This is a genomic window from Actinomycetospora sp. TBRC 11914, from assembly GCF_012933465.1.
GTDB lineage: Bacteria > Actinomycetota > Actinomycetes > Mycobacteriales > Pseudonocardiaceae > Actinomycetospora.
Genome location: NZ_JABBND010000012.1, coordinates 181,768 through 202,028 on the forward strand (window position 1 = coordinate 181,768; position 20,261 = coordinate 202,028).

At 73.6% G+C, this 20,261-nt stretch carries 20 protein-coding genes and 2 tRNA genes; 14 read left to right on the forward strand and 8 right to left on the reverse strand.

Features of this window, described 5'->3' with window-relative positions; genetic code table 11:
- Positions 1-3 precede the first annotated feature (3 nt).
- The 3 genes from HH311_RS19300 to HH311_RS19310 form a co-directional block, all read right to left on the reverse strand.
- Positions 4-1,158 carry a CaiB/BaiF CoA-transferase family protein gene (locus tag HH311_RS19300; RefSeq protein ID WP_169185303.1) on the reverse strand — a complete coding sequence of 385 codons (1,155 nt, stop codon included), beginning with the start codon at positions 1,156-1,158 and terminating at the stop codon, positions 4-6.
- 168 nt (positions 1,159-1,326) lie between these two features.
- Positions 1,327-3,486: a 3-hydroxyacyl-CoA dehydrogenase NAD-binding domain-containing protein gene (locus HH311_RS19305; RefSeq protein WP_169185341.1), complete on the reverse strand. Its 2,160-nt coding sequence runs from the start codon at positions 3,484-3,486 to the stop codon at positions 1,327-1,329.
- A 57-nt stretch (positions 3,487-3,543) separates the two neighbouring features.
- Positions 3,544-4,752, reverse strand: coding sequence for an acetyl-CoA C-acetyltransferase (locus tag HH311_RS19310; RefSeq protein ID WP_169185304.1), 1,209 nt, complete (start codon positions 4,750-4,752; stop codon positions 3,544-3,546).
- A 299-nt stretch (positions 4,753-5,051) separates the two neighbouring features.
- Here HH311_RS19310 and HH311_RS19315 point away from each other — a divergent pair, with 299 nt between their 5' ends.
- On the forward strand, positions 5,052-5,735 hold the full coding sequence (locus HH311_RS19315) for a TetR/AcrR family transcriptional regulator (RefSeq protein ID WP_169185305.1): 684 nt from the start codon (positions 5,052-5,054) through the stop codon (positions 5,733-5,735).
- Between the two features lie 4 nt (positions 5,736-5,739).
- Here HH311_RS19315 and HH311_RS33415 read toward each other — a convergent pair whose 3' ends face one another.
- Entirely contained in the window at positions 5,740-6,615 is an 876-nt protein-coding gene (locus tag HH311_RS33415) for an AraC family transcriptional regulator (RefSeq protein WP_169185306.1), read from the reverse strand.
- Between the two features lie 66 nt (positions 6,616-6,681).
- Here HH311_RS33415 and HH311_RS19325 point away from each other — a divergent pair, with 66 nt between their 5' ends.
- Positions 6,682-7,278, forward strand: coding sequence for a TIGR03086 family metal-binding protein (locus tag HH311_RS19325; RefSeq protein ID WP_169185307.1), 597 nt, complete (start codon positions 6,682-6,684; stop codon positions 7,276-7,278).
- Positions 7,279-7,380: 102 nt separating this feature from the next.
- On the opposite strand, the gene HH311_RS19330 is transcribed toward HH311_RS19325, so the two are convergent.
- On the reverse strand, positions 7,381-8,523 hold the full coding sequence (locus HH311_RS19330; RefSeq protein ID WP_169185308.1) for an acyl-CoA dehydrogenase family protein: 1,143 nt from the start codon (positions 8,521-8,523) through the stop codon (positions 7,381-7,383).
- A 181-nt stretch (positions 8,524-8,704) separates the two neighbouring features.
- Here HH311_RS19330 and HH311_RS19335 point away from each other — a divergent pair, with 181 nt between their 5' ends.
- From HH311_RS19335 to HH311_RS19350, 4 genes are all read left to right on the forward strand, one after another.
- Positions 8,705-10,240, forward strand: coding sequence for a long-chain-fatty-acid--CoA ligase (locus HH311_RS19335; RefSeq protein ID WP_312030246.1), 1,536 nt, complete (start codon positions 8,705-8,707; stop codon positions 10,238-10,240).
- A 238-nt stretch (positions 10,241-10,478) separates the two neighbouring features.
- A complete protein-coding gene (locus HH311_RS19340) occupies positions 10,479-11,378 on the forward strand; it encodes an alpha/beta hydrolase (protein ID WP_169185309.1) in 900 nt (299 codons plus the stop codon).
- A 133-nt stretch (positions 11,379-11,511) separates the two neighbouring features.
- A complete protein-coding gene (locus HH311_RS19345) occupies positions 11,512-11,703 on the forward strand; it encodes a ferredoxin (protein WP_169185310.1) in 192 nt (63 codons plus the stop codon).
- A gap of 29 nt (positions 11,704-11,732) precedes the next feature.
- Complete coding sequence (locus tag HH311_RS19350; RefSeq protein ID WP_169185311.1) at positions 11,733-13,013, forward strand: cytochrome P450; 1,281 nt, start codon at positions 11,733-11,735, stop codon at positions 13,011-13,013.
- A gap of 4 nt (positions 13,014-13,017) precedes the next feature.
- On the opposite strand, the gene HH311_RS19355 is transcribed toward HH311_RS19350, so the two are convergent.
- Positions 13,018-13,584: a TetR/AcrR family transcriptional regulator gene (locus HH311_RS19355; RefSeq protein WP_169185312.1), complete on the reverse strand. Its 567-nt coding sequence runs from the start codon at positions 13,582-13,584 to the stop codon at positions 13,018-13,020.
- A gap of 225 nt (positions 13,585-13,809) precedes the next feature.
- On the opposite strand from HH311_RS19355, the gene HH311_RS32755 reads away from it, so the two are divergent.
- Entirely contained in the window at positions 13,810-13,938 is a 129-nt protein-coding gene (locus tag HH311_RS32755) for a hypothetical protein (protein ID WP_282439659.1), read from the forward strand.
- A 10-nt stretch (positions 13,939-13,948) separates the two neighbouring features.
- Here the strand turns inward: HH311_RS32755 and HH311_RS19360 are convergent, their stop codons facing one another.
- Positions 13,949-14,785, reverse strand: coding sequence for an alpha/beta fold hydrolase (locus tag HH311_RS19360; protein WP_169185313.1), 837 nt, complete (start codon positions 14,783-14,785; stop codon positions 13,949-13,951).
- Between the two features lie 176 nt (positions 14,786-14,961).
- On the opposite strand from HH311_RS19360, the gene HH311_RS19365 reads away from it, so the two are divergent.
- The gene (locus HH311_RS19365; RefSeq protein ID WP_169185314.1) at positions 14,962-15,129 is read left to right on the forward strand and encodes a hypothetical protein; all 168 of its coding nucleotides are present in this window, start codon (positions 14,962-14,964) and stop codon (positions 15,127-15,129) included.
- A 6-nt stretch (positions 15,130-15,135) separates the two neighbouring features.
- On the opposite strand, the gene HH311_RS19370 is transcribed toward HH311_RS19365, so the two are convergent.
- Entirely contained in the window at positions 15,136-16,455 is a 1,320-nt protein-coding gene (locus HH311_RS19370) for a competence/damage-inducible protein A (protein ID WP_169185315.1), read from the reverse strand.
- Between the two features lie 319 nt (positions 16,456-16,774).
- Between HH311_RS19370 and HH311_RS19375 the strand changes: the two genes are divergently transcribed.
- The 6 genes from HH311_RS19375 (at position 16,775) to HH311_RS19400 (ending at position 20,211) form a co-directional block, all read left to right on the forward strand.
- Positions 16,775-18,856 (forward strand): bifunctional diguanylate cyclase/phosphodiesterase, encoded by a 2,082-nt coding sequence (locus HH311_RS19375; protein ID WP_169185316.1) that lies wholly within the window; start codon positions 16,775-16,777, stop codon positions 18,854-18,856.
- A 15-nt stretch (positions 18,857-18,871) separates the two neighbouring features.
- Positions 18,872-18,944: transfer RNA gene (locus HH311_RS19380), tRNA-Thr, on the forward strand.
- 76 nt (positions 18,945-19,020) lie between these two features.
- Positions 19,021-19,093: transfer RNA gene (locus tag HH311_RS19385), tRNA-Met, on the forward strand.
- A 36-nt stretch (positions 19,094-19,129) separates the two neighbouring features.
- A complete protein-coding gene (rpmG, locus tag HH311_RS19390) occupies positions 19,130-19,294 on the forward strand; it encodes a 50S ribosomal protein L33 (protein ID WP_169185317.1) in 165 nt (54 codons plus the stop codon).
- Between the two features lie 27 nt (positions 19,295-19,321).
- Complete coding sequence (locus HH311_RS19395; protein ID WP_169185318.1) at positions 19,322-19,789, forward strand: MaoC family dehydratase N-terminal domain-containing protein; 468 nt, start codon at positions 19,322-19,324, stop codon at positions 19,787-19,789.
- The gene (locus tag HH311_RS19400; RefSeq protein ID WP_169185319.1) at positions 19,786-20,211 is read left to right on the forward strand and encodes a MaoC/PaaZ C-terminal domain-containing protein; all 426 of its coding nucleotides are present in this window, start codon (positions 19,786-19,788) and stop codon (positions 20,209-20,211) included. Before HH311_RS19395 ends, HH311_RS19400 begins: the two co-directional genes overlap by 4 nt.
- Positions 20,212-20,261: the final 50 nt, after the last annotated feature.

Here is a 20,261-nt window from a genome sequence, read left to right on the forward strand (position 1 = left end):
TCATCACCCCGACGCCTGCGTGACGACGCCGGCCGCGCGCAGCTTCTCGACCCGGTCGGCGTCGAGGCCCCACTCGACCAGGGCCTCGACGGTGTGCTGGCCCGGGACGGCGGGCGGGGTCGGCGCCGCGCTCGGCGTCCGGTCGAAGCGGGGCGCCGGGGCGGGCTGGCGCACCCCGAACGCCTCGGTGACGGTGCCGCGGGCGGCGATGTGGGGGTGCTCCGCGGCCTCCTCCATCTCGAGGACGGCGGCCACGCAGGCCTCGGTCGGCTCGAGGTCGGCGGCCCACTCGTCGCGGGAGCGGGTCGCGAAGACCTCGGCGAGCCGGGCGGTGAACTCGGGCCAGCGGCGCAGGTCCCACTGGCCCGACGCGATGTCCTCGCCCTCGAGGCCCAGCCCGGACATCAGCGCGGCGTAGAACTGCGGCTCGATGGCCCCGACGGCGACGTACTTGCCGTCGGCGCAGCGGTAGGTCTCGTAGAACGGGGCGCCGCCGTCGAGCAGGTTGCGCCCGCGCGGGTTCGGCCACAGGCCCTGCCCGCGCATCCCGAAGATCATCGCCATCTGCAGGGCGCCGCCGTCGACGATCGCGGCGTCCACGGTCTGGCCCTTCCCCGACGTCCCCCGCTCGACCAGCGCGGCGAGGACGCCGACGACGAGCAGCATGCCGCCGCCCCCGAAGTCCCCGACGAGGTTCATCGGGATGCCGGGCGCACCGTCCGGTCCCTCGACGTGCCCGACGACGCCGGCCGTGGCCAGGTAGGTCAGATCGTGGCCCGCGCGCTGGGCGTTCGGGCCGTCCTGGCCCCACCCGGTCATGCGGCCGAACACCAGGCGCGGGTTGCGCTCGTGGCAGACGTCGGGGCCGAAGCCGAGCCGCTCGGCGACGCCGGGCCGGAAGCCCTCGAGGAGCACGTCGGCGGAGGCGACGAGGTCGAGCAGGACCTCGACGCCCTCGGGGGACTTGAGGTCGAGGGCGACCGAGCGCCGGCCCCGGGCGAGGACGTCCTTGGTCGGGTCGCCGAGCTGCAGGCCGCCGCCCGCGGTGCGGTCGACGCGCAGCACGTCGGCCCCGAGGTCGGCCAGCATCATCGCCGCGAACGGGCCCGGCCCGATGCCGGCCACCTCGACCACCTTGACGCCGTCCAGCACACCCATGCCGTGTTCCTCCACCGCAACCGTCGTGACCCGTCGTCGGGACCCTACGAGACAGTCAGCCCTGACCGGTAGTGGTCGGGGCCGGAAAAGACGAACGGCCGGTTCGTCACGCGAGAAGGTGACGAACCGGCCGTTCGTGCGCCCAGAGGGGCGTGTGGGCAGCCCGACTCAGAGCGAGTCGCGCAGGTTCTGCCCCTTCTCGGCCTTCTCGACCAGCGACGCCGGCGGCGCGAACCGGTCGCCGTAGGCCTTGGCGAGGATGCGGGCCCGCTCGACGAAGCCGGGCAGGCCGCCCGGGTAGCCGTCGATGTACTGGGCGACGCCGCCGGTCCAGGCCGGGAACCCGATGCCCATGATCGAGCCGATGTTGGCGTCGGCGATGGTGTGCAGCACGCCCTCGTCGAAGCACTTCACGGTCTCGAGGGCCTCGGCGAAGAGCATCCGCTCCTGCATGTCCTCGAACGGCAGGTCGCCCTTCGCGGCGCCGAACTCGGTGGCCAGGCCCGACCACAGCCCGGTCCGCTTGCCCTCGGCGTCGTAGTCGTAGAACCCGGCGCCCGAGGAGCGGCCCTTGCGGCCGAGCTCGACCATGCGGTCGACGATCGCGTCGGACGGGTGGCTCACCCACGTGCCGCCGGCCGCCTCGACGCCCTTCTTCGTCTCCTCGCGGATGTGCTGCGGCAGCGTCAGGGTCAGCTCGTCCATCAGCTGCAGCGGCGGGGCGGGGTAGCCGGCCTGGGAGCCGGCCTGCTCGATCGACGACGGCGCGGCGCCCTCGCCGAGCATCGCCACGGCCTCGTTGATGAACGTCCCGATGACGCGGCTGGTGAAGAACCCGCGCGAGTCGGAGACGACGATCGGGGTCTTCCGGATCTGGAGCGCGATGTCGACGGCCTTCGCCAGCGTGGCGTCGGACGTCTTCTCGCCGCGGATGATCTCCAGCAGCGGCATCTTGTCGACCGGGGAGAAGAAGTGCAGGCCGACGAAGTCCTCGGGGCGGTCGACACCGGTCGCGAGGTCGGTGATCGGCAGCGTCGAGGTGTTCGAGCCGAGCACCGCGTCGGGCGCGAGGTGCGGCAGGATCTCGGCGAAGACCTGCTTCTTGAGGTCGGGGCTCTCGAAGACGGCCTCGATGACGAGGTCGGCGCCGGCGGCGTCCTCGGGCTTCTCGGTCGGGGTGATCCGGGCGAGGACCTCGTCGGCCTTCTCCTGGGTCGACTTCCCGCGCGAGACGGCCTTGTCGAGGATCTTCTTCGAGTAGTCCTTGCCCTTCTCGGCGTTGGCGAGGGCGACGTCCTTGAGGACGACCTCGATGCCGGCCATCGCGCACGAGTACGCGATGCCCGCGCCCATCATCCCGGCGCCGAGCACGACGACCTTGCGGGCGCTGTGCTTGTCGTACCCGGACGGCCGCGAGCCGCCCTTGTTGATCGACTGCAGGTCGAAGAAGAACGCGTTGATCATGTTCGTCGAGACCTGGCCGACGACGAGGTCGGCGAAGTAGCGCGACTCGATCTTCGCGGCGTTGTCGATGTCGACCTGCGACCCCTCGACCGCGGCGCACATGATGTTGTACGGCGCCGGCATCGGGGCGTTCTTGAGCTGCTTGCGCAGGTTGGCCGGGAAGGCCGGGAGGTTCTGCGCGAACTTCGGCACGCTCGGCGTGCCGCCGGGGATCTTGTAGCCCTTGACGTCCCAGGGCTGGACGGCCTCGGGGTTGGCCCGGATCCACTCCTTGGCCTTGCTCAGCAGCTCCTCGGGGGTGTCGACGACCTCGTCGACGAGCTTGGCCTCGAGCGCCGCGCGCGGGTTGCGCTGCTGGCCCTGCAGCAGGACCTGCATGAGGGCGTCGGCGATGCCGAGCAGGCGCACGGTGCGGACGACGCCACCGCCACCGGGCAGCAGGCCGAGCGTGACCTCGGGGAGCCCGATCTTCGAGCCCTTGGCGTCGAGCGCGATGCGGTGGTGGGTGGCCAGCGCGATCTCGAGGCCGCCGCCGAGCGCGGCGCCGTTGATCGCCGCGACGACGGGCCTGCCGAAGGTCTCCAGGCGTCGCAGCGCGGTCTTGATGGCCTGCGACTGGTCGTAGGCCTTCTGCGCCTCCGACGGGCCGTAGTTGCGCAGGTCCTCGAGGTTCCCGCCGGCGAAGAACGTCTTCTTCGCCGAGGTCAGGACGACCCCCGTGATCGAGTCCTTCTCGGACTCCAGCCGGGTCAGCGTCGCGTCGAGGTCCCGCCCGAAGCGCTCGTTCATCGTGTTGGCCGAGGCGTCCGGGTCGTCCATCGTCAGCGTGACGATGCCGTCGCCGTCGGCCTCCCACCGGAACATGTTGTCGCTCACTGCTCTTCGTGCTCCTTCGCTACGGACGAGTGGTGGGAGGGCGGGTCAGACGCGCTCGATGATCGTGGCGACGCCCATGCCGCCGCCGATGCACAGCGTGACGAGGGCGCGGCGCAGGTCGCGGCGCTCGAGCTCGTCGACCATCGTTCCCATGATCATCGCGCCGGTCGCCCCGAGCGGGTGGCCGAGGGCGATGGCGCCGCCCATGACGTTGGTGCGCTCGTGCGGGAAGCCGAGGTCGCGCATGAGCTTCATCGGCACCGCCGCGAAGGCCTCGTTGATCTCGAGGAGGTCGATGTCGTCGACCGTCAGCCCGGCCTTGGCGAGCACCTTCCGGCAGGCCGGCGTCGGGCCGGTGAGCATGATCGTCGGGTCGGCCCCGGAGACGGCGGTGGCGACGATGCGGGCGCGCGGGGTGAGGCCGTTGGCCTTGCCGGCCGACTCGCTGCCGACCAGCACCAGGGCGGCGCCGTCGACGATGCCCGACGAGTTGCCGCCGTGGTGGACGTGGTCGATCTTCTCGATCCAGTGGTACTTCTGCAGCGCCACGGCGTCGAAGCCGCCCATCTCGCCGATGCCGGCGAACGAGGGCTTGAGGCCCGCGAGGCCCTCCAGTGTCGTCTCGCGCATGTGCTCGTCGCGGTCGAGGATCGTCAGCCCGTTGCGGTCCTTCACCGGCACGATCGAGCGGTCGAAGGCGCCATCGGCCCAGGACTTCGCGGCGCGGGTCTGCGACTCGAGCGCGTAGGAGTCGACGTCCTCGCGCGAGAAGCCCTCGATGGTGGCGATGAGGTCGGCGCCGATGCCCTGCGGCGCGAAGCCGGTCTTGAAGTTGGTCTCCGGGTCCATGGCCCACGGCCCGCCGTCGGAGGCCATCGGGACGCGCGACATCGACTCGACGCCGCCGGCGATGATCAGGTCCTCCCAGCCGGAGGCCACGCGCTGACCGGCCTGGTTGACCGCCTCGAGGCCGGAGGCGCAGAAGCGGTTGAGCTGCACGCCGCCGGTGGTGTCGGGCATGCCCGCCGCGATGGCCGCGGTCTTGGCGATGTCACCGCCCTGGTCCCCGATCGGGGAGACGCAGCCGAGCACGACGTCCTCGACGTGCTCCGGGTTGAGCTCCGGGTTGCGGTTGCGGAGCTCGTCCAGCAGCCCGACGACGAGCGAGACGGGCTTCACCTCGTGCAGCGACCCGGTCGCCTTGCCCCGCCCGCGCGGGGTGCGGATGGCGTCGTAGATGTATGCCTCGGTCACGGGTGGGGGTCCCTTCCAACGGCGTTCGGGCGAGCGGAGCGGCGGGGCCGGTTCGCCCCTGCGGGGCGGGCCGCCCTGCGCTCCTGACAGTCATGATGGACTGTTTGTAGCGCCTGTCAACGGTCGGCCCGCGGTTCGGCCGGTGACGTTACCGGCGAGTAGGCAAGGGTGGAAGGGGTGGCCCCCACGGGGAGGCCAGGCCGGACACGCGCCGCGCACCGGGACGGTCAGCGTTGACCGTCCGGTGCCGGGTCCGCGACGATTCCCCACCGCACGACCGACGAGGGGAGGGACGGCGGATGACCGCGGACGGGACGGAACCGCTGCTCGACGAGGCCTCCGAGCGCCCCGCGGAGCGTGCGCCCGCCCGGCGCGCCGCGGGTCCCCGGCGGTCCCGGGAGCAGCGCACCTCGGACAGCCGCCAGCGGATCCTCGACGCCGCCGTCACCTGCCTCGTCGAGTCCGGCTACGCCGGCACGACCACGCTGACGATCCAGGCGCGCGCCGGGGTCTCCCGGGGCCGGCTGCTGCACCACTTCCCGTCGAAGGAGACGTTGCTCGTCGCCGCGGCCCAGCACCTCGCCGCGACCCGGTTCGCCTCGGACGGCCTGGCGGCGGCCGAGCTGCCCGCCGTCGAGGAGGACCCGGAGGGGCGCATCGACCGGGTGGTCGAGGAGATGTGGTCGACGTTCCGCCAGCCGTACTTCTGGGCGTCTGTCGAGCTCTGGACGGCGGCCCGCACCGACCCGGCGCTCGCGGCGGCCCTGCTCCCCGCCGAGCGGCGCCTGGGCGCGGCGATCCGGCAGACGCTGGACGCCGTGTTCGAGCACTACCTCGCGTGCGAGCACTACCCGGCGGTCCGCGAGATGCTCCTCACGAGCATGCGCGGGGTGGCCCTGACCTACGGCTTCGACCCCCGCGACCACGCGACCGACCCGCACCTGGCGCAGTGGAAGCAGCTGACGAAGGCGCTCCTGCTCTGAGGGCTCACCGCAGCGCGCGGGCGTACGCCTCGGGGGTGCGGCCGAGCGCCGCACGGAAGTCGCGGACGAGGTGGGCCTGGTCGGCGTACCCCAACGCGCTCGCGACGTCCGACCAGACCACCCGCTCGCCCTCCCGGACGGCCTCGGCGGCCTCGAGCAGCCGGTAGCGGCGCAGGACCCACGTCGGCGACACCCCGGCGTGGCGGGCGAAGAGGCGCTGCAGGGCGCGTGGGGCGACCCCGGCGCGGGCGGCGAGGTCGTCGAGACGGCGCAGCCCCCGGTCGGTCTCGGCGATCCGCGCGACCGCGGCGACCTCGCGGGCCTGCTCCACCCGGGCCGGGTCGGCCGCCGCGAGGACCTCCTCGAGGGCGCGGGCGAGGACGGCGACGCGGGCCGGCTCCCGCGCGGCGTCGTCGGTGCCGGCGTCGCCCCCGGCCGTGGTGACCGCGGTGACGAGGGACCCGCCGTCGAGACCGGGGACGACGTCGACGTCCACCACGCGGTCCACCAGGGACGAGACCGGCCCGGGGACGAACGCGCCGAAGCCGCCGACGGTCGTCATCGCCGCGACCGTCCAGCCGTTCCCCGCGAGCTCCCGGTCGACGAGGTCGGTGGCCACGCCGGTCACCCGCGCCTCGGGGTCGGTGCGCCGGCCGCGGGCGTCGGGGGTGCCCACGGAGAGGTTGACCGACGGGTGGGTGAGCACCTCCTGACGGTGCGCGGTGCCGATCGGCAGGTCCCACCGCACGGCCCAGAACCGGTCGACGAGACCATAGAGCGGCGGCGTCGGCGGGTGGCGCGTGAAGGCGACCCGCTGCCGCAGCAGCCAGGGGTCGAGGATGCCGCGGCTGTCTCTCTCCACGGGGGCGGGCCCGTCCACGCGGCCAGGGTAGGGCGGTCGCGAAAGTTCAATCCCGCCCGCCGCGTCCCCGGCAGGCTGCTCGTCATGACCGGAGCACCGACCGCCGCGGACACCCGCGCGCACCTGCACACCGTCCTGACCGACCTCGCCGGCATCGCCGACGGGGTCGACGACGACTCCCGGCACGCGCCGACGCCCTGCACCGAGTTCGACGTCGAGGCACTGCTCGAGCACGTCGTCGGCTGGCTGGACACCTTCAGCGCCGGGTACGCGGACCCCGAGGGGCGGGCACCGCGGGCGGACCTCTCCGGCTACCGGGCCCCGGACGACGCGGCCGCCGCGATCCGGGCGTCCGCCGCGCGGCTCGACGAGGCGCTGCGGGCCGGTGCGGCGAACCGTCCGCTCGTGCTCGGAGAGGCGTCGATGCCGGGGCAGATGGCGCTCTCGATGATCCTGTGGGAGTACCAGGTCCACGGCTGGGACCTCGCCGCCGCGACCGGCCAGGCGTGGGATCCGCCCGCCGAGGGACTCGAGCTCTCCCTGGGGTTCGCGCCGATGATGCTCACCGAGGACTACCAGGGCGAGGGCAAGCCCTTCGCGCCGCGGGTCGCCGTCGCCGACGACGCGCCGCCGCTGGACCGCCTCGTCGCGCTCTCCGGCCGCGACCCGCGGTGGGGCTGACGGCGCTCCTGACCGAACGAAGGGCACCTCCGGTCGAGTAGATCGACCGACGGTGCCCCTCGCTCGGAACGACGACGAGCCGGACCGGTCAGGGCTGACCGTTCAGCTCAGGACGACCCGCCCGATGATCTCCTTCATGATCTCGGTGGTGCCGCCGTAGATGGTCTGCACGCGGTTGTCGAGGAACGCCTTGGCCACCGGGTACTCCCGCATGTAGCCGTAGCCGCCGTGCAGCTGGAGGCACCGGTCGATGACCTCCTTGGCGGTCTCGGTCGCCCAGTACTTGGCCATCGACGCGTCGGCCGGGCCGAGCTTCTTGGCGTTCAGCTCGACGATGCAGCGGTCGACGAACTCGCGGGTGACGGCGAGCTTCGTCTTCAGCTCCGCGACGGTGAACCGGGTGTTCTGCAGCGAGGCGATCGGCCGGCCGAAGGCCTTGCGCTCCTTGACGTAGGTGATCGTGTCGTCGAGGACCTTCTCGGCGCCGGCGGTCGCGGCGATCGCGATCGACATCCGCTCGCGGGGCAGGTTCTGCATCAGGTGGATGAAGCCCTGGCCCTCCTGGCCGACGAGGTTCGAGGCGGGCACCCGGCAGTCGGTGAAGGACAGCTCGGCGGTGTCCTGGGCGACCATGCCGATCTTGTCGAGGTGGCGGCCGCGCTCGAAGCCGGGCGTGTCCCGCTCCACCGCGATCAGCGAGAAGCCGTGCGAGCCGGCGTCGGCGTCGGTCTTGCACACCACGATCACGAGGTCGCTCATGATCCCGTTGGTGATGAAGGTCTTGGCGCCGTTGATGACCCACTCGTCGCCGTCGCGGACGGCCTTGGTCTGGATGCCCTGCAGGTCGGAGCCGGTGCCGGGCTCCGTCATGGCGATCGCGGTGATCATCTCGCCCGAGCAGAAGCGGGGGAGCCAGCGCTCCTTCTGCTCCTCGGTGGTCAGCTCGGTGAGGTAGGGCGTCACGACGTCGTTCGAGAGCGGGAAGCCCAGCCCCGAGAAGCCGCTGCGCGAGATCTCCTCGGTGAGGATCCACATGAAGCGCAGGTCGTCGACCCCGCCACCGCCGAAGCGCTCCTCGACGTCGAGGCCGAGCAGCCCGGTCTTGCCCGCCGACAGCCACACGTCGCGGCTGACGTGGCCCTGCTTCTCCCAGTCCTCGTGGTACGGCGCGACCTCCTTCTCCAGGAAGTCCCGCACCATCTCCCGGAAGGCGTGGTGTTCGTCGTCGAAGATCGTGCGCTCCACCCGGGGCTCCTCCCTGCCGGACGACCGACTGCCGGCGTCCTACTGCCCGGTAAGCCTCCCCGGGCGACCCGTAACGGTCAACCCTGACTCTTCCGTGGCGTCCGTCGCTCCCGCTACGGTGCCGCCCGCGCCGTGTGTCCGCGGTCACCGATGCCGATTCCCGCCCTGACCTGGAGGTGCCGTGGCCCCGTTCCGGCTGACCGACATCGTCCGCGACCACGCCCACGACCGCGGTGCGCAGACCGCGCTGACCGGGGGCGAGCGCTCGCTGACCTACGCCGAGCTCGACGAGCGTGCGGCGCGGATCGCGACGGGGCTGCTCGGGCTCGGGGTCGGCGAGGGCGGCCGGGTGGTGTGGATCGGGAAGAACGCGGCCGAGTTCTTCGAGCTGCTCTTCGCCGCCGCGACGGTCCGGGCCGCGGTGGCCCCGCTCAACTTCCGGCTCACCCCGGACGAGCTGATCGACCTCACCGGCGACTCGGACGCCGGCCTCGTCGTCCTCGGCCCCGACTTCGCCGAGCTGCGCGAGAAGCTCGACGACGGCGGGCGCCGGGTCCTCGTGGTCGGCGAGGACTACGAGGGCTGGGTCGACGGCCTCACCGAGCGGACCGACCCGGCGGCGGACGCCGAGGACACCGACACCGTCCTGCAGCTCTACACCTCCGGGACCACCGGGCGGGCGAAGGGCGTGCTGCTCTCCCACCGCAACTTCGGGGCACTGCTCTCGGTCGGCGGGCACTGGAGCTTCGACGACGAGTCGGTCGGCCTGGTCGCCATGCCGCTCTTCCACATCGGCGGGTCCGGGTTCGCCCTGGTGTGCCTGTCCTTCGGGGCCCGCGTCGTGCTCGTCGCCGACATCGTGCCGCCGCAGCTGCTCGACACCATGGAGCACGAGGGCATCACCAACGCCTTCCTCGTGCCCGCGGTCCTGCAGTTCCTGTGCCAGGTCCCGGGCGCGGCGCAGCGGGACTGGTCGAAGCTGCGCGCCGTGGCCTACGGCGCGTCGCCGATCACCGGCACGGTGCTCAACACCGTCCTCGAGACGTTCCGCGCCCCGCTCTTCCAGGTCTACGGCTCGACCGAGACGACGGGGGCGATCACCCAGCTCGACCCCGACGACCACGACCCCGACGGACCCCGGGCCCACCTCATGCGCTCGGCGGGCCGCGCCTACCCGTGGGTCGAGCTCAGGGTCGTCGATCCGTCCACCGACGAGGAGCTCGCCGCGAACGAGGTCGGCGAGGTGTGGATCCGCTCCTCGCAGGTGACCTCCGGCTACTGGCAGCGGCCGGAGGAGACCGAGAAGTCGATCACCTCGGACGGCTGGCTGCGCACCGGCGACGGCGGCTATCTCGACGACGAGGGCTACCTGTTCCTGACCGACCGCATCAAGGACATGATCGTCACGGGTGCCGAGAACGTGTACCCGATCGAGGTGGAGAACGTCGTCGCGCAGCACCCGGCCGTCTCCGACGTCGCGGTGATCGGGGTCCCGGACGACAAGTGGGGCGAGACCGTCAAGGCGGTCGTCGTGGCGGCGGAGGGGCAGTCGATCGACCCCGACGAGCTCCTGGAGTGGACGAAGGAGCGGATCGCGGGCTTCAAGCGGCCGCGCTCGGTCGACGTCGTCGACGAGCTGCCCCGCAACGCGTCGGGCAAGATCCTCAAGAAGGACCTGCGCGCGCAGTACGTCGGGTCCGGGGATGGCGAAGGCTGACGCCCGCCGACGCTGAACCGGTTCACCACGGGCGACCGGGTTTCCCGGGATGGTGTGCGGCCATCCTCTGCCCAACAGGTCGCGGACGGTCTCCGGGGGATCGTCGGCGTGACCCCTCCGGGTTCCGGTCGGGGCTCCTGGCCGCGCTGGGGAGCCGCTCAGGAGTTCCGACCGGACCTCTCACCACGGTCCCGAAGGCGGTCGACGCACGTGATCGCCCGCCTGATCTCATGACCTCGTGACGCAGCAGCAGCGCGCCGAGATCGACCGTCTGATGCGGGCCGCCCGGCTCGACACGAGCCTCCCGCCGGACGAGCTGCGCGAATTCTTCGAGATGTACACGACCGTCGGCCCGCCGCCGGCCGGTGTCACGCTCGCGGACTCCTCGCTCGCCGGCCGCCCGGCGCTGTGGATCACGCCCGACGAGGCACGCGTGGACGCGACCATCCTCTACTTCCACGGTGGCGGCTGGGTCTACGGCTCACCCCGCACGGCGGCGACGCTGACGGCGGCCCTGGTCCGCGGCGTCGGCGCCCCGGCGGTCTGTCCGGCCTACCGGCTGGCCCCCGAGCACCCGTTCCCGGCGGCCATCGAGGACGGGCTCGCCGCATACCGCGCGCTGCTCGAACAGGGGACGCCGCCCGAGCGGATCGTCGTGGCCGGCGACTCCTCCGGCGGCGGCCTCACCGTCGGCGCGCTGCTGCGGGCCCGCGACGAGGGGCTGCCGCGGCCCGCCTGCGCCGTGCTCTTCTCCGCGGGGCTCGACGCGACCCGCAGCGGCGACAGCATGGACGCCAAGGAGGGCGTCGACCCGCTCTTCGACCGGGAGAACCTCGCCCGGCTGTCCGCGCACTACCTCGCGGGGGCCGAGCCCCGCCAGCCCCTCGTGAGCCCGGCCGTCGTCGGCGACCTCGGGGGTCTGCCTCCGCTGCTGCTGCAGGTCGGCACGAACGAGGTCCTGCTCGACGACTCGACGCGCTTCGCGGTGCGCGCGGCGCACCACGACGTCGACGTGGTCCTCGACGTCACCGCGGGCGTCCCCCACGTCTTCCAGAGCCTCCACGCCCATCTCGACGAGGCCGTCGAGGCCCTCGACCGGGCGGCGGACTTCGTGCACCGCCACCTGCCCCCGAAGTAGGAGCCGGGGCCCCGGATCACGGGCGGCCGCCACCGGGTATCCGACGGAAACGTGATGTCCCTCGCCGCCATAGCATGATGCACGTTATGGTCCGGGGGAGCGCGTCGTCGTCGACGAAGGAGGACCGGGGGACATGCGGATCGCCGTGGACTACGACAAGTGCAGCGGGCTCGGGATGTGCGAGTCGATCGCGCCCGACGTCTTCGAGGTGGAGGACGACGGGTCGCTGACCCTGCACCTCACCGAGGTGCCCGACGGGCGCGAGGACGAGATCCGCCAGGCCTGTGAGGCCTGCCCGACCGAGGCGCTCTCCCTGCAGGACTGACCCCGGCACGACACCAGGAGGCGAGGGGCATGACCACCACCGCGGGCGCGTCCACCGGCGAGAAGCCCGACCACGACCCGGTCGACCTGTCCACCCTCGCCTTCTGGTCCCGGTCGACCGACGAGCGGGAGCAGTCGTTCGCCCAGCTGCGCGCCGAGCGCCCCCTGTCCTGGCACCCGCCGGCCGAGGGGCTGATGGTCGCCGACGACGACCCCGGGTTCTGGGCCGTCGTCACCCACGCCGACATCGCCCACGTCTCGAAGAACCCGGCGACCTTCTGCTCGGGGCAGGGCGTGCAGTTCCAGGACGCACCGCCGGAGCTGCTGGAGGCCAGCCAGTCGTTCCTCGCGATGGACGCGCCGCGCCATGCCCAGCTGCGCAAGCTCGTCGGGGCGGCGTTCACGCCCAAGCAGATCCGGCGGCTGGAGGACCGCATCGCGCAGCGGGCCGACGCGATCGTCGCCGAGCTGCTCGAGCACGGCGACGGCGACTTCGTGCAGCTCGTCTGCCGGCGGCTCCCGATGGCGATGATCTACGACATGATGGGCCTGCCGGAGGACCAGCAGGACGCGCTCGCCGAGGCGGCCGACCTGCTGGTCAGCGCCAACGACCCGGAGGTGCGCGCCCGGCACGGCGTGGACGACCCGGTGGAGCTCAGCGCCCAGGCGCTGTTCGCGCTGCTCGGACCGGGCCTGCAGTGCGCCGAGGAGCGCCGGGCGCATCCGCAGGACGACCTCATGACCAACCTGGTGCAGGCCGAGGTCGACGGGCAGTCGCTGACCGACTCCGAGATCGGCGCCTTCTTCGTGCTGCTGTCCGTGGCCGGCAACGACACCACCCGGAACACCATCGCCCACGGCGCCGTCGCGCTGACCCGGTTCCGCGACGAGCGGGCGCGGCTGCTCGACGACCTCGACGGGCGCCTCGGGACCGCGGTGGAGGAGATGGTGCGCTGGGCGAGCCCCGTGCTGACGTTCCGGCGCACCGCGACCGAGGACACCGAGCTGCGGGGACAGCGGATCGCGGCCGGCGACAAGGTCGTCATGTTCTACGAGTCCGGGAACCGGGACACCGCGGTGTTCGACGACCCGCTGCGCCTCGACGTCACCCGCGACCCGAACCCGCACCAGGGATTCGGCGGCGGCGGGCCGCACTTCTGCATGGGCAACATGCTCGCCCGCACCCAGCTGCGCGAGATCTGGCGCCGCCTCCTCACGGCCGCCCCCGACTTCGAGGTGGGCGAGCCGGACCGGTTGACGAGCAACTTCGTCAACGCCGTGAAGGCGCTGCCGATCCAGCTGAACCGGTAGCGGGTCAGCCCCGCGCCGGGGTGTCGGCGTGGCTGCGCACGAGCAGCTCGAACTGGTCGAGCAGGTCGGAGAGGTCCACCGGGGGACCGCCGTGGTGCAGCTGCTGGTGCCCGACGAGCAGGGACAGGCCGACCTCGGCGAGCACGGCGACGAGCGCCGGGTCGGCGATCAGCGGCGCGATGACCTCCCGCACCGCGTCCCGCCGGCCGTCGTCCACGCGCTGCTGGGCGGCGGCCACCGCCGTGTCGGTACCCGCCCAGCGGCGGATGGCGGTCTCGGCGTCGTGGGGGATCGTCAGGGCCAGGCCCTTGAGCAGGGTCACGCGCTCGCCCGGGTCCCGGACGTCGGCCCGGCGCACGAGTTCCAGCGGTCGGTCGACCTCCTCGGCCGCCCAGTGGTCGAGCAGGGCGGCGACGAAGCCGTCCCAGCTGCCGAAGTGGTGGTAGAAGCTGCCGCTGGTGACGCCGACCTCGCCGCAGAGGCGGCCGATGCGCAGGGCCGGGAGCCCGGGCCCGGCGAGCAGGCGCAGGGCGGCGTCGAAGAACGTCACGGGGGTGGCCGTGCGGGCCATGCGGGTGTCCTCCGGGTGGGGCAGGGACGACGGCCGGGTCGCTGCGGCGGGATCCCGCGCTCGACCGTAACGGACGATACGTTCTGCCGGGGGCCGCAGCCGCCCCGCCGGGGGACGAGGAGGCCGCGATGACCCCACCCGAGCTCTACCGGTCCGGGGCCGGGTCCCCGCTGGTGCTCCTGGCGCTCGGGCTGGGACCTGCGGCGGCTGCTGTGGACCTTCCGGGTGCTCCGGGTGTTCGTGCGGCTGCCCCGCGTCGGCCACGTGCCGATGTGGGACGACCCGGCGCTCGTCGTCGACACCGTCCTGGGCGTCACCCTGCCCGTCGACGCGGGCGCGCGGCGCCCCGCCTGAGCCGGTCCGCTCAGGCCCCGACGTGGGCCCGGACCAGCTCGGCGAGCCGGTCCGGCGCCTCCTCGGGGATCCAGTGGCTGACGCCCGGCAGCACCTCGAGCCGGTACGGGGCGAGGACGAAACGTGGGTTCTGGTCGATGGCCGCGCGGGTGATGAACCCGTCGCCGTCGCTCCAGACCTGCAGCGAGGGGCGCTGGACCGGGCGGCGGGTGTAGCCCGGGGAGGCCAGGGGGAGCGCGCGGTACCAGTTGATCGGGCCCGTGATCGCGCCCGCGAGGGCGGCCGCGTCGCGGCGGGCCGCCTCGGCGCCCGCGCCGCTGCGGCGCAGGACCGCCGTCATCCGGGCCTCGTCGGACAGGAGGAGCTCGGGCAGCCACGGCAGCTGGAAGGCCCCCATGTACCAGGAGTGCAGCAGCTGCGGCCCGTGCAGGAATCCGCGCAGGAAGGCCGCGGGGTGGGGGACCGACACCCCGGTGACGGTGCGGACGAGCTCGGGCCGGTGGGCGGCGAGCGCCCAGGCCACCACCGCACCCCAGTCGTGGCCGACGACGTGCACCGATCCGGCGCCGGACGCGCTGACGAGCGCGGCGGCGTCGTCCACGAGGTGCTCGACCCGGTAGGCCGCGCGGCCGGCGGGGCGGGCCCCCGGCGAGTAGCCGCGCTGGTCCGGCGCGAGGGTGCGCAGACCGGCCGCCTGCAGGCGCTGGGCCACCGGGCCCCAGCTGGCGCTCGTCTGCGGGAAGCCGTGCAGGAGCAACACCGTCTCGTCGGCGTCGGCGGGACCGCCGTCGACGACGTCGAAGCGGAGGGCCCCGCGGGTGAACCCCGTCATGCGCTCGCCGGTCATGGTCGACATCCTGCCCCGGCCGGTCGGACAGGGCCGGACGGGGGACGTCGATCACGTCCGCGACACGTGCTCCGAACTGGCACCGGTGGCGAGATCGCCACGTTACGGTCGCCCCGCACCCGGGTCCGCCGGGGCTCGACCCGGTCCGCAGGGCTCCCTGCTGCGGAAAGGACACGATGAACTCGCGCCTGCGCCTCCTGCTGATCCTGGTGGTCGTGGCGATCATCCTCTACTTCGTGATCGCCCAGCCCGACCAGGCTGCGGCCACGGTGCGCGGGATCCTGTCCGCCCTCGGCGACGCGATCGACCAGATCATCCGCTTCTTCAAGGGCCTGACGGCCTGAGCGCGCTCATCCCTCGGTGAGGATGCGCCGCACGAGGTGCATGGCCAGCACCACCGAGCGCTCCCGCACGTCGCCGCGCTCGCCGGGCAGCACCGGGTCCCGGGCGATCTCGCGGCCGTCGGCGGTGCGCACCGAGAAGCACACGTAGCCGACGGGCTTCTCCGCGGTGCCCCCGCCCGGACCCGCGATCCCGCTGATCGCGACCGCGACGTCGGCGCCGAACCGCTCGATCGCACCGCCGGCCATGGCATGCGCCGCCTCCGGGGAGACCGCGCCGTGGGTGGCGATGAGGGCGTGGGGCACGCCGAGCAGGTGCTCCTTGGCCTCGTTGGAGTACGAGACGATGCCGCCCTCGACGTGGGCGGACGCCCCCGCGGGCGCCGTGAGCCGCCCGGCGAGCAGCCCCCCGGTGCACGACTCCGCGGTAGCGATGGTGCGGCCCTCGAGCAGCCCGAAGAGGATCTCGTCGATGGTCTCGCCGGTGCGGGAGAAGACGGCCTTCCCGTGGCGGGCGTCGATCTCGGCGACGACGGCGTCGTGCGCGGCCCGCGCGGCCGCGTCGTCGGGACGCCGGCGCAGGTCGACCTCGAGGGTGAAGTCGCGCAGGCAGGTCGTGATCTCCAGCGGGGCGAGGTCGGTGTGCTCGCCCACCGCGCGCAGCGTCGCCGCGATCTCGGACTCGGGGACGCCGAAGAGGCGCAGGTGGGTCTCCTCGAAGGGCGCCGTGCGCGCGAGCAGCGCCTGCATCGGGGCGGTCGCGAGGGCGTCGTCCCACATGCCCCGGACCTCGCGGGGCGGGCCGGGCAGGACGAGCACCGTGGGGGCGTACGCGCCCTCCCCGCCCGGCGGGACCGCCAGCCCGGGCGCGGTGCCCACCGGCCGGATCGCGGTGGCGCCGCGCGGCACCATCGCCTGCTTGCGGTTGGCCTCGGCGAGGGCGTCGGCGTCCCACCGGAGGCGGTCCGCGAAGCGCGAGATGATGTCCCCGACGACCTTCTCCATGTGCTCGTCGAGCTCCAGCGGGCGCCCGGTGACGTCCGCGACGACGGCGGCCGTCAGGTCGTCCGCGGTGGGGCCGAGGCCGCCGCTGGTGACGACGAGGTCCACCCCGCGCAGCGAGCGCAGCGCCGCCTCCATCTCGTCGGGCCGGTCCCCGACGAGCAGGATCTGCACGACGTCGATCCCGAGCTCCCCGAGCCGCTCGGCGAGCCAGGGACCGTTGGCGTCGTGCACCCGGCCCGCGAGGAGCTCGCTCCCGGTGGCGACGATGCCCGCCGTGGGCGCGCTCCCGCCCCCGCTCCGGTCCGCTCCCGGGTCCAGCGACATGCGTTCCTCCTCCGTGCGGCGACCCGGCCCGCGGACCGGTCGGTGACCCCGCGTCCATCCCATCAGGCGACCCGGGCGCACGCCTCGTCACGGCCGCGTCCGTCCGGCGCGCCCGGATGGAGCTGTTGCCTCGGCGGATCGGACTCTCCGTGACCAGTTGCTGTCTCAGGCCGTGGCGCGGTGGGGTAATTAGTCCGTATGAGTGGTGTAGAGGTACCTACCTTCGTCAGGATTCTTGCGTAGAGTGAGCGGGTACCCGGAAGGATGACCGGCGACGGGTTCGTCGGACGAGGCAGCGGGAGGCGTCGATGCACTGTTCGTGCGGCGCGCTGCCCGCCGCCGCGCCGTGAGCGGGGTCGCGGGGGTCCTCGCAGCGGTCGTCCTGGCGGTGGGAGTGGGCGTCGTCGGCGTCTCGGTGCTGCGCACCGCGCGCGCCCGGAGGTCGCTCGACCTCCGGACGCTGGGTGCCGTCGGCCGGGCGGTGGCGTCGCACGCCGTGCACCGCCCCGACGACGACGGCCGCACCGCGGCGCGCGAGATCGCCGAGGCGCTGCGGCTGCGCTACGGCGCGCGCCGGGTCGTCCTCGCCGTCGGCCCCCTCCTCGAGCAGGCGGGCGAGCCGCTGCCCGGTGCGGGTCCCGGCGCGCCGGCAGTCCCGGCGGAGGCCTTCCGACCCGGTCGAGGTGCCGCCCGGTGGCTGCGCCGCACGGCGCCGCCGACCGTCCGGGACTGGATGGACGCGCGGCGGGCCGGGGAGGTCCTCGTGGCGCCGATCACCGCGCCGGAGGTCGGCGAGGCGGCCGGGAACGGCGAGGCGCCCCCGATCGTGCGGTCGCGCCGGGGGGTCCTCGAGGTCCACGATCCGGCCCGGGTCGGCGCCCAGCGCTGGCGCGGACCGTCCCGCTCGGTGGTGCGCGGCGAGCTGACCCTGCTCGCCACCATCGCCCGGCAGGTGGGTGCCGAGGTGGAGAACAGCCGGCTGGAGGCGCGCCTGCGCCGTGACGCCCACCGGGACCCGGTCACCGACCTGCTCAACCGGCCGGGCTTCCTGCAGGCCGCCGCGACGCACGTCTCCGGGGAGGCGGGCGCCGTCGCGATCATCTCCTTCGGCCTGCTCGACCAGGTCAACGACACCCTCGGGCACGCCCGCGGCGAGGAGTTCGTCGCGCTCGCGGCCCGGCGGCTCGAGGCGGTCTGCGCGAGCGAGCGCGCCGCCGAGGTCGCGCCCGGGGCCCGGCTCGCGGCCCGACTGGAAGGCGACACCTACGCGGTCGTCGTGGCCGGGGTCGACGGGCCCACCGCCCACGCGAGCGCGGTCGAGATGCGTGACCAGCTGGTGCGCCCCTTCGTGGTCGAGGGCATCCCGTTCGAGGCGCCCGTCGTCGTCGGCGTGGCCGTCTCCGGCGTCCCGGGCCTGGCGGGGGAGCGGGACGGCGCGGTCCTGGCGTCGCGGCTGCTCGCCCGCGCGGACATCGCGCTCTCCGCGGCGCGCCTCGGCGGCGGGCCGGTGCGCTGCTACGAGCCGAGCATGGGGGAGCAGGCCGACCGCCGGCTCGCCCTCATCCGCGGCTTCGCCCCGGCGGTCGCCGACGGCAGCCTGCGCGTCCACTACCAGCCGACCGTCTCGCTCGAGGCCCGGACGGTCCTCGGGGTCGAGGCCCTGGCGCGCTGGGAGCACCCCGAGCTCGGGGCGCTGCTGCCCGACGAGTTCGTGCCGGTGCTCGAGGCGACCGGGCAGATCGCCGGTCTCACCGTGTTCGTCCTCGACGAGGCCCTCGCGGCGGCCCGGCGCTGGCTCGACCGCGGGCTGCGGCTCTCGGTGGCGGTGAACCTCTCGGTCCGCTCGCTCGACGACGCCTTCCCCGTCCTCGTCGCGGAGGCCCTCGCCCGCCACGGGGTCCCCGCCGAGCTGCTCACCCTCGAGGTCACCGAGAGCGGGATGTCCGCCGAGCGGGAGTACGCGATGCCGGCGCTGCGCCGCCTGCACGCCATGGGTTGCCGGCTCGCGGTCGACGACTTCGGCACCGGGCAGTCCTCGCTCGCGCACCTGCGCCGGCTGCCGGTCGACCAGGTCAAGATCGACAAGAGTTTCGTGCTCGGCATGGGCACCGAGACCGGCGACGCCGCGGTGGTCCGGGCGATCGTCGAGATGGGTCACACGCTGGGGCTCACCGTGGTCGCCGAGGGTGTCGAGGACGGGTCCGTGCGCGCCGCGCTCGCCGAGATGGGCTGCGACGTCGCGCAGGGCTACCTGGTCTCCCGGCCGTTGTCGGTGGGGCACCTCGACCAGTGGCTGGAGACCCTCGTGCGCGAGGGGGGTGGCACGGCGGGTGCCGCCGGGGGCCCTGTACGCTGGGTGCCGCCCGCGGGGACGGCGCCGGAGAGCTCCGGAGCCGCCTGACCGGCGGGAGGACTGGCCCCTTTAGCTCAGTCGGCAGAGCGTCTCCATGGTAAGGAGAAGGTCTACGGTTCGATTCCGTAAAGGGGCTCGGTGAGGAAGGGACCGGCGGGTTTCGCCCCGCCGGTTTCGTCATGTCGGGGACCGGCCGGTCCCCGGCACACCGTGGCGGTGTAGCTCAGGTGGCAGAGCAAGCGGCTCATAATCGCTGTGTCGCCGGTTCAAGTCCGGCCACCGCTACCGAACACAGCACGACGTAGTCGAGAGGACACTCCCATGGCCGCGACCGATGTGCGCCCCAAGATCACGCTCGCGTGCGAGGAGTGCAAGAACCGCAACTACATCACCAAGAAGAACCGGCGGAACGACCCCGACCGGCTCACGCTGAAGAAGTTCTGCCCGCACTGCGGGACCCACCGCGGGCACCGCGAGACGCGCTGACGCGCTCCTGACGACGCGCACGCCGCCGTGCCGCTCGACCCCTCCTTCGTCGGACGCAGCTGGCCGCCCCGCCCGTACGCGGTGGGCCGGGAGAAGGTCCGGGAGTTCGCCCGCGCCGTCGGCGCGACCGACCCGGTCCACACCGACCCGGAGGCGGCCCGCGCCGCCGGCCACGCCGACGTCGTCGCCCCGCCGACCTTCCCGGTGGTGTTCACCTGGGACGCCACCCGGGAGGTCGTCGACGACCCGGCGCTGGGGCTGGACTTCACGCGCGTCGTGCACCGCGACCAGTCCTTCGAGCTGCACCGGCCGGTGGTCGCCGGCGACGAGCTGACCACCGTGGTGACCGTCGACGACGTCCGCGAGCTCGCCGGGAACGACGTCGTCACCTTCCGGTGCGACGTCACCGACCCGGACGGCGCGACGGTGCTGGTGAGCACCGCGACGCTGGTCGGCCGGGCCGCGACGGGGGACGACTCCGGGGAGGACGCGTGAGCGGGCCGCCCGCCCTCGCCGTCGGCGACGCCGTCCCCGGCCGCACCGTCACCGTCACCCGGGCCGATCTGGTGCGCTACGCCGGCGCGTCCGGCGACCTCAACCCGATCCACTGGAACGAGCGCACCGCCCTCGCCGTCGGGCTGCCCGGGGTCATCGCCCATGGCATGTTCACCATGGCGCTCGCGGCGCAGTTCGTCGCCGACTGGGCCGGCGGCGCCGCGGCGGTCCGCTCCTTCTCCACCCGCTTCACCCGCCCCGTCGTCGTCCCGGACGACGACGAGGGCGCCGCGATCGAGCTGGGCGCGACGGTCAAGGCCGTCGACGACGACGGGTCGGTCACCCTCGCCGTCACCGCCACCGGCCCCGACGGCAAGGGCGTGCTCGGCAAGGCCCTCGCGAGGTGCGCTCCGCGCACGTGAGCACTAACTGTCGCTATACCGACACTTAGTGCTCACGAGGCCGGAGGCCA

Coding starts and splice junctions, on each gene's coding strand:
- HH311_RS19300 (WP_169185303.1), bottom strand. CDS start 1,158: ATGGGTGTGCTGGACGGCGTCAAGGTGGTCGAGGTGGCCGGCATCGGG.
- HH311_RS19305 (WP_169185341.1), bottom strand. CDS start 3,486: ATGTTCCGGTGGGAGGCCGACGGCGACGGCATCGTCACGCTGACGATG.
- HH311_RS19315 (WP_169185305.1), top strand. CDS start 5,052: ATGACCGCGGACGGGACGGAACCGCTGCTCGACGAGGCCTCCGAGCGC.
- HH311_RS19325 (WP_169185307.1), top strand. CDS start 6,682: ATGACCGGAGCACCGACCGCCGCGGACACCCGCGCGCACCTGCACACC.
- HH311_RS19345 (WP_169185310.1), top strand. CDS start 11,512: ATGCGGATCGCCGTGGACTACGACAAGTGCAGCGGGCTCGGGATGTGC.
- HH311_RS19350 (WP_169185311.1), top strand. CDS start 11,733: ATGACCACCACCGCGGGCGCGTCCACCGGCGAGAAGCCCGACCACGAC.
- HH311_RS19355 (WP_169185312.1), bottom strand. CDS start 13,584: ATGGCCCGCACGGCCACCCCCGTGACGTTCTTCGACGCCGCCCTGCGC.
- HH311_RS19360 (WP_169185313.1), bottom strand. CDS start 14,785: ATGACCGGCGAGCGCATGACGGGGTTCACCCGCGGGGCCCTCCGCTTC.
- HH311_RS19365 (WP_169185314.1), top strand. CDS start 14,962: ATGAACTCGCGCCTGCGCCTCCTGCTGATCCTGGTGGTCGTGGCGATC.
- HH311_RS19370 (WP_169185315.1), bottom strand. CDS start 16,455: ATGTCGCTGGACCCGGGAGCGGACCGGAGCGGGGGCGGGAGCGCGCCC.
- rpmG (WP_169185317.1), top strand. CDS start 19,130: ATGGCCGCGACCGATGTGCGCCCCAAGATCACGCTCGCGTGCGAGGAG.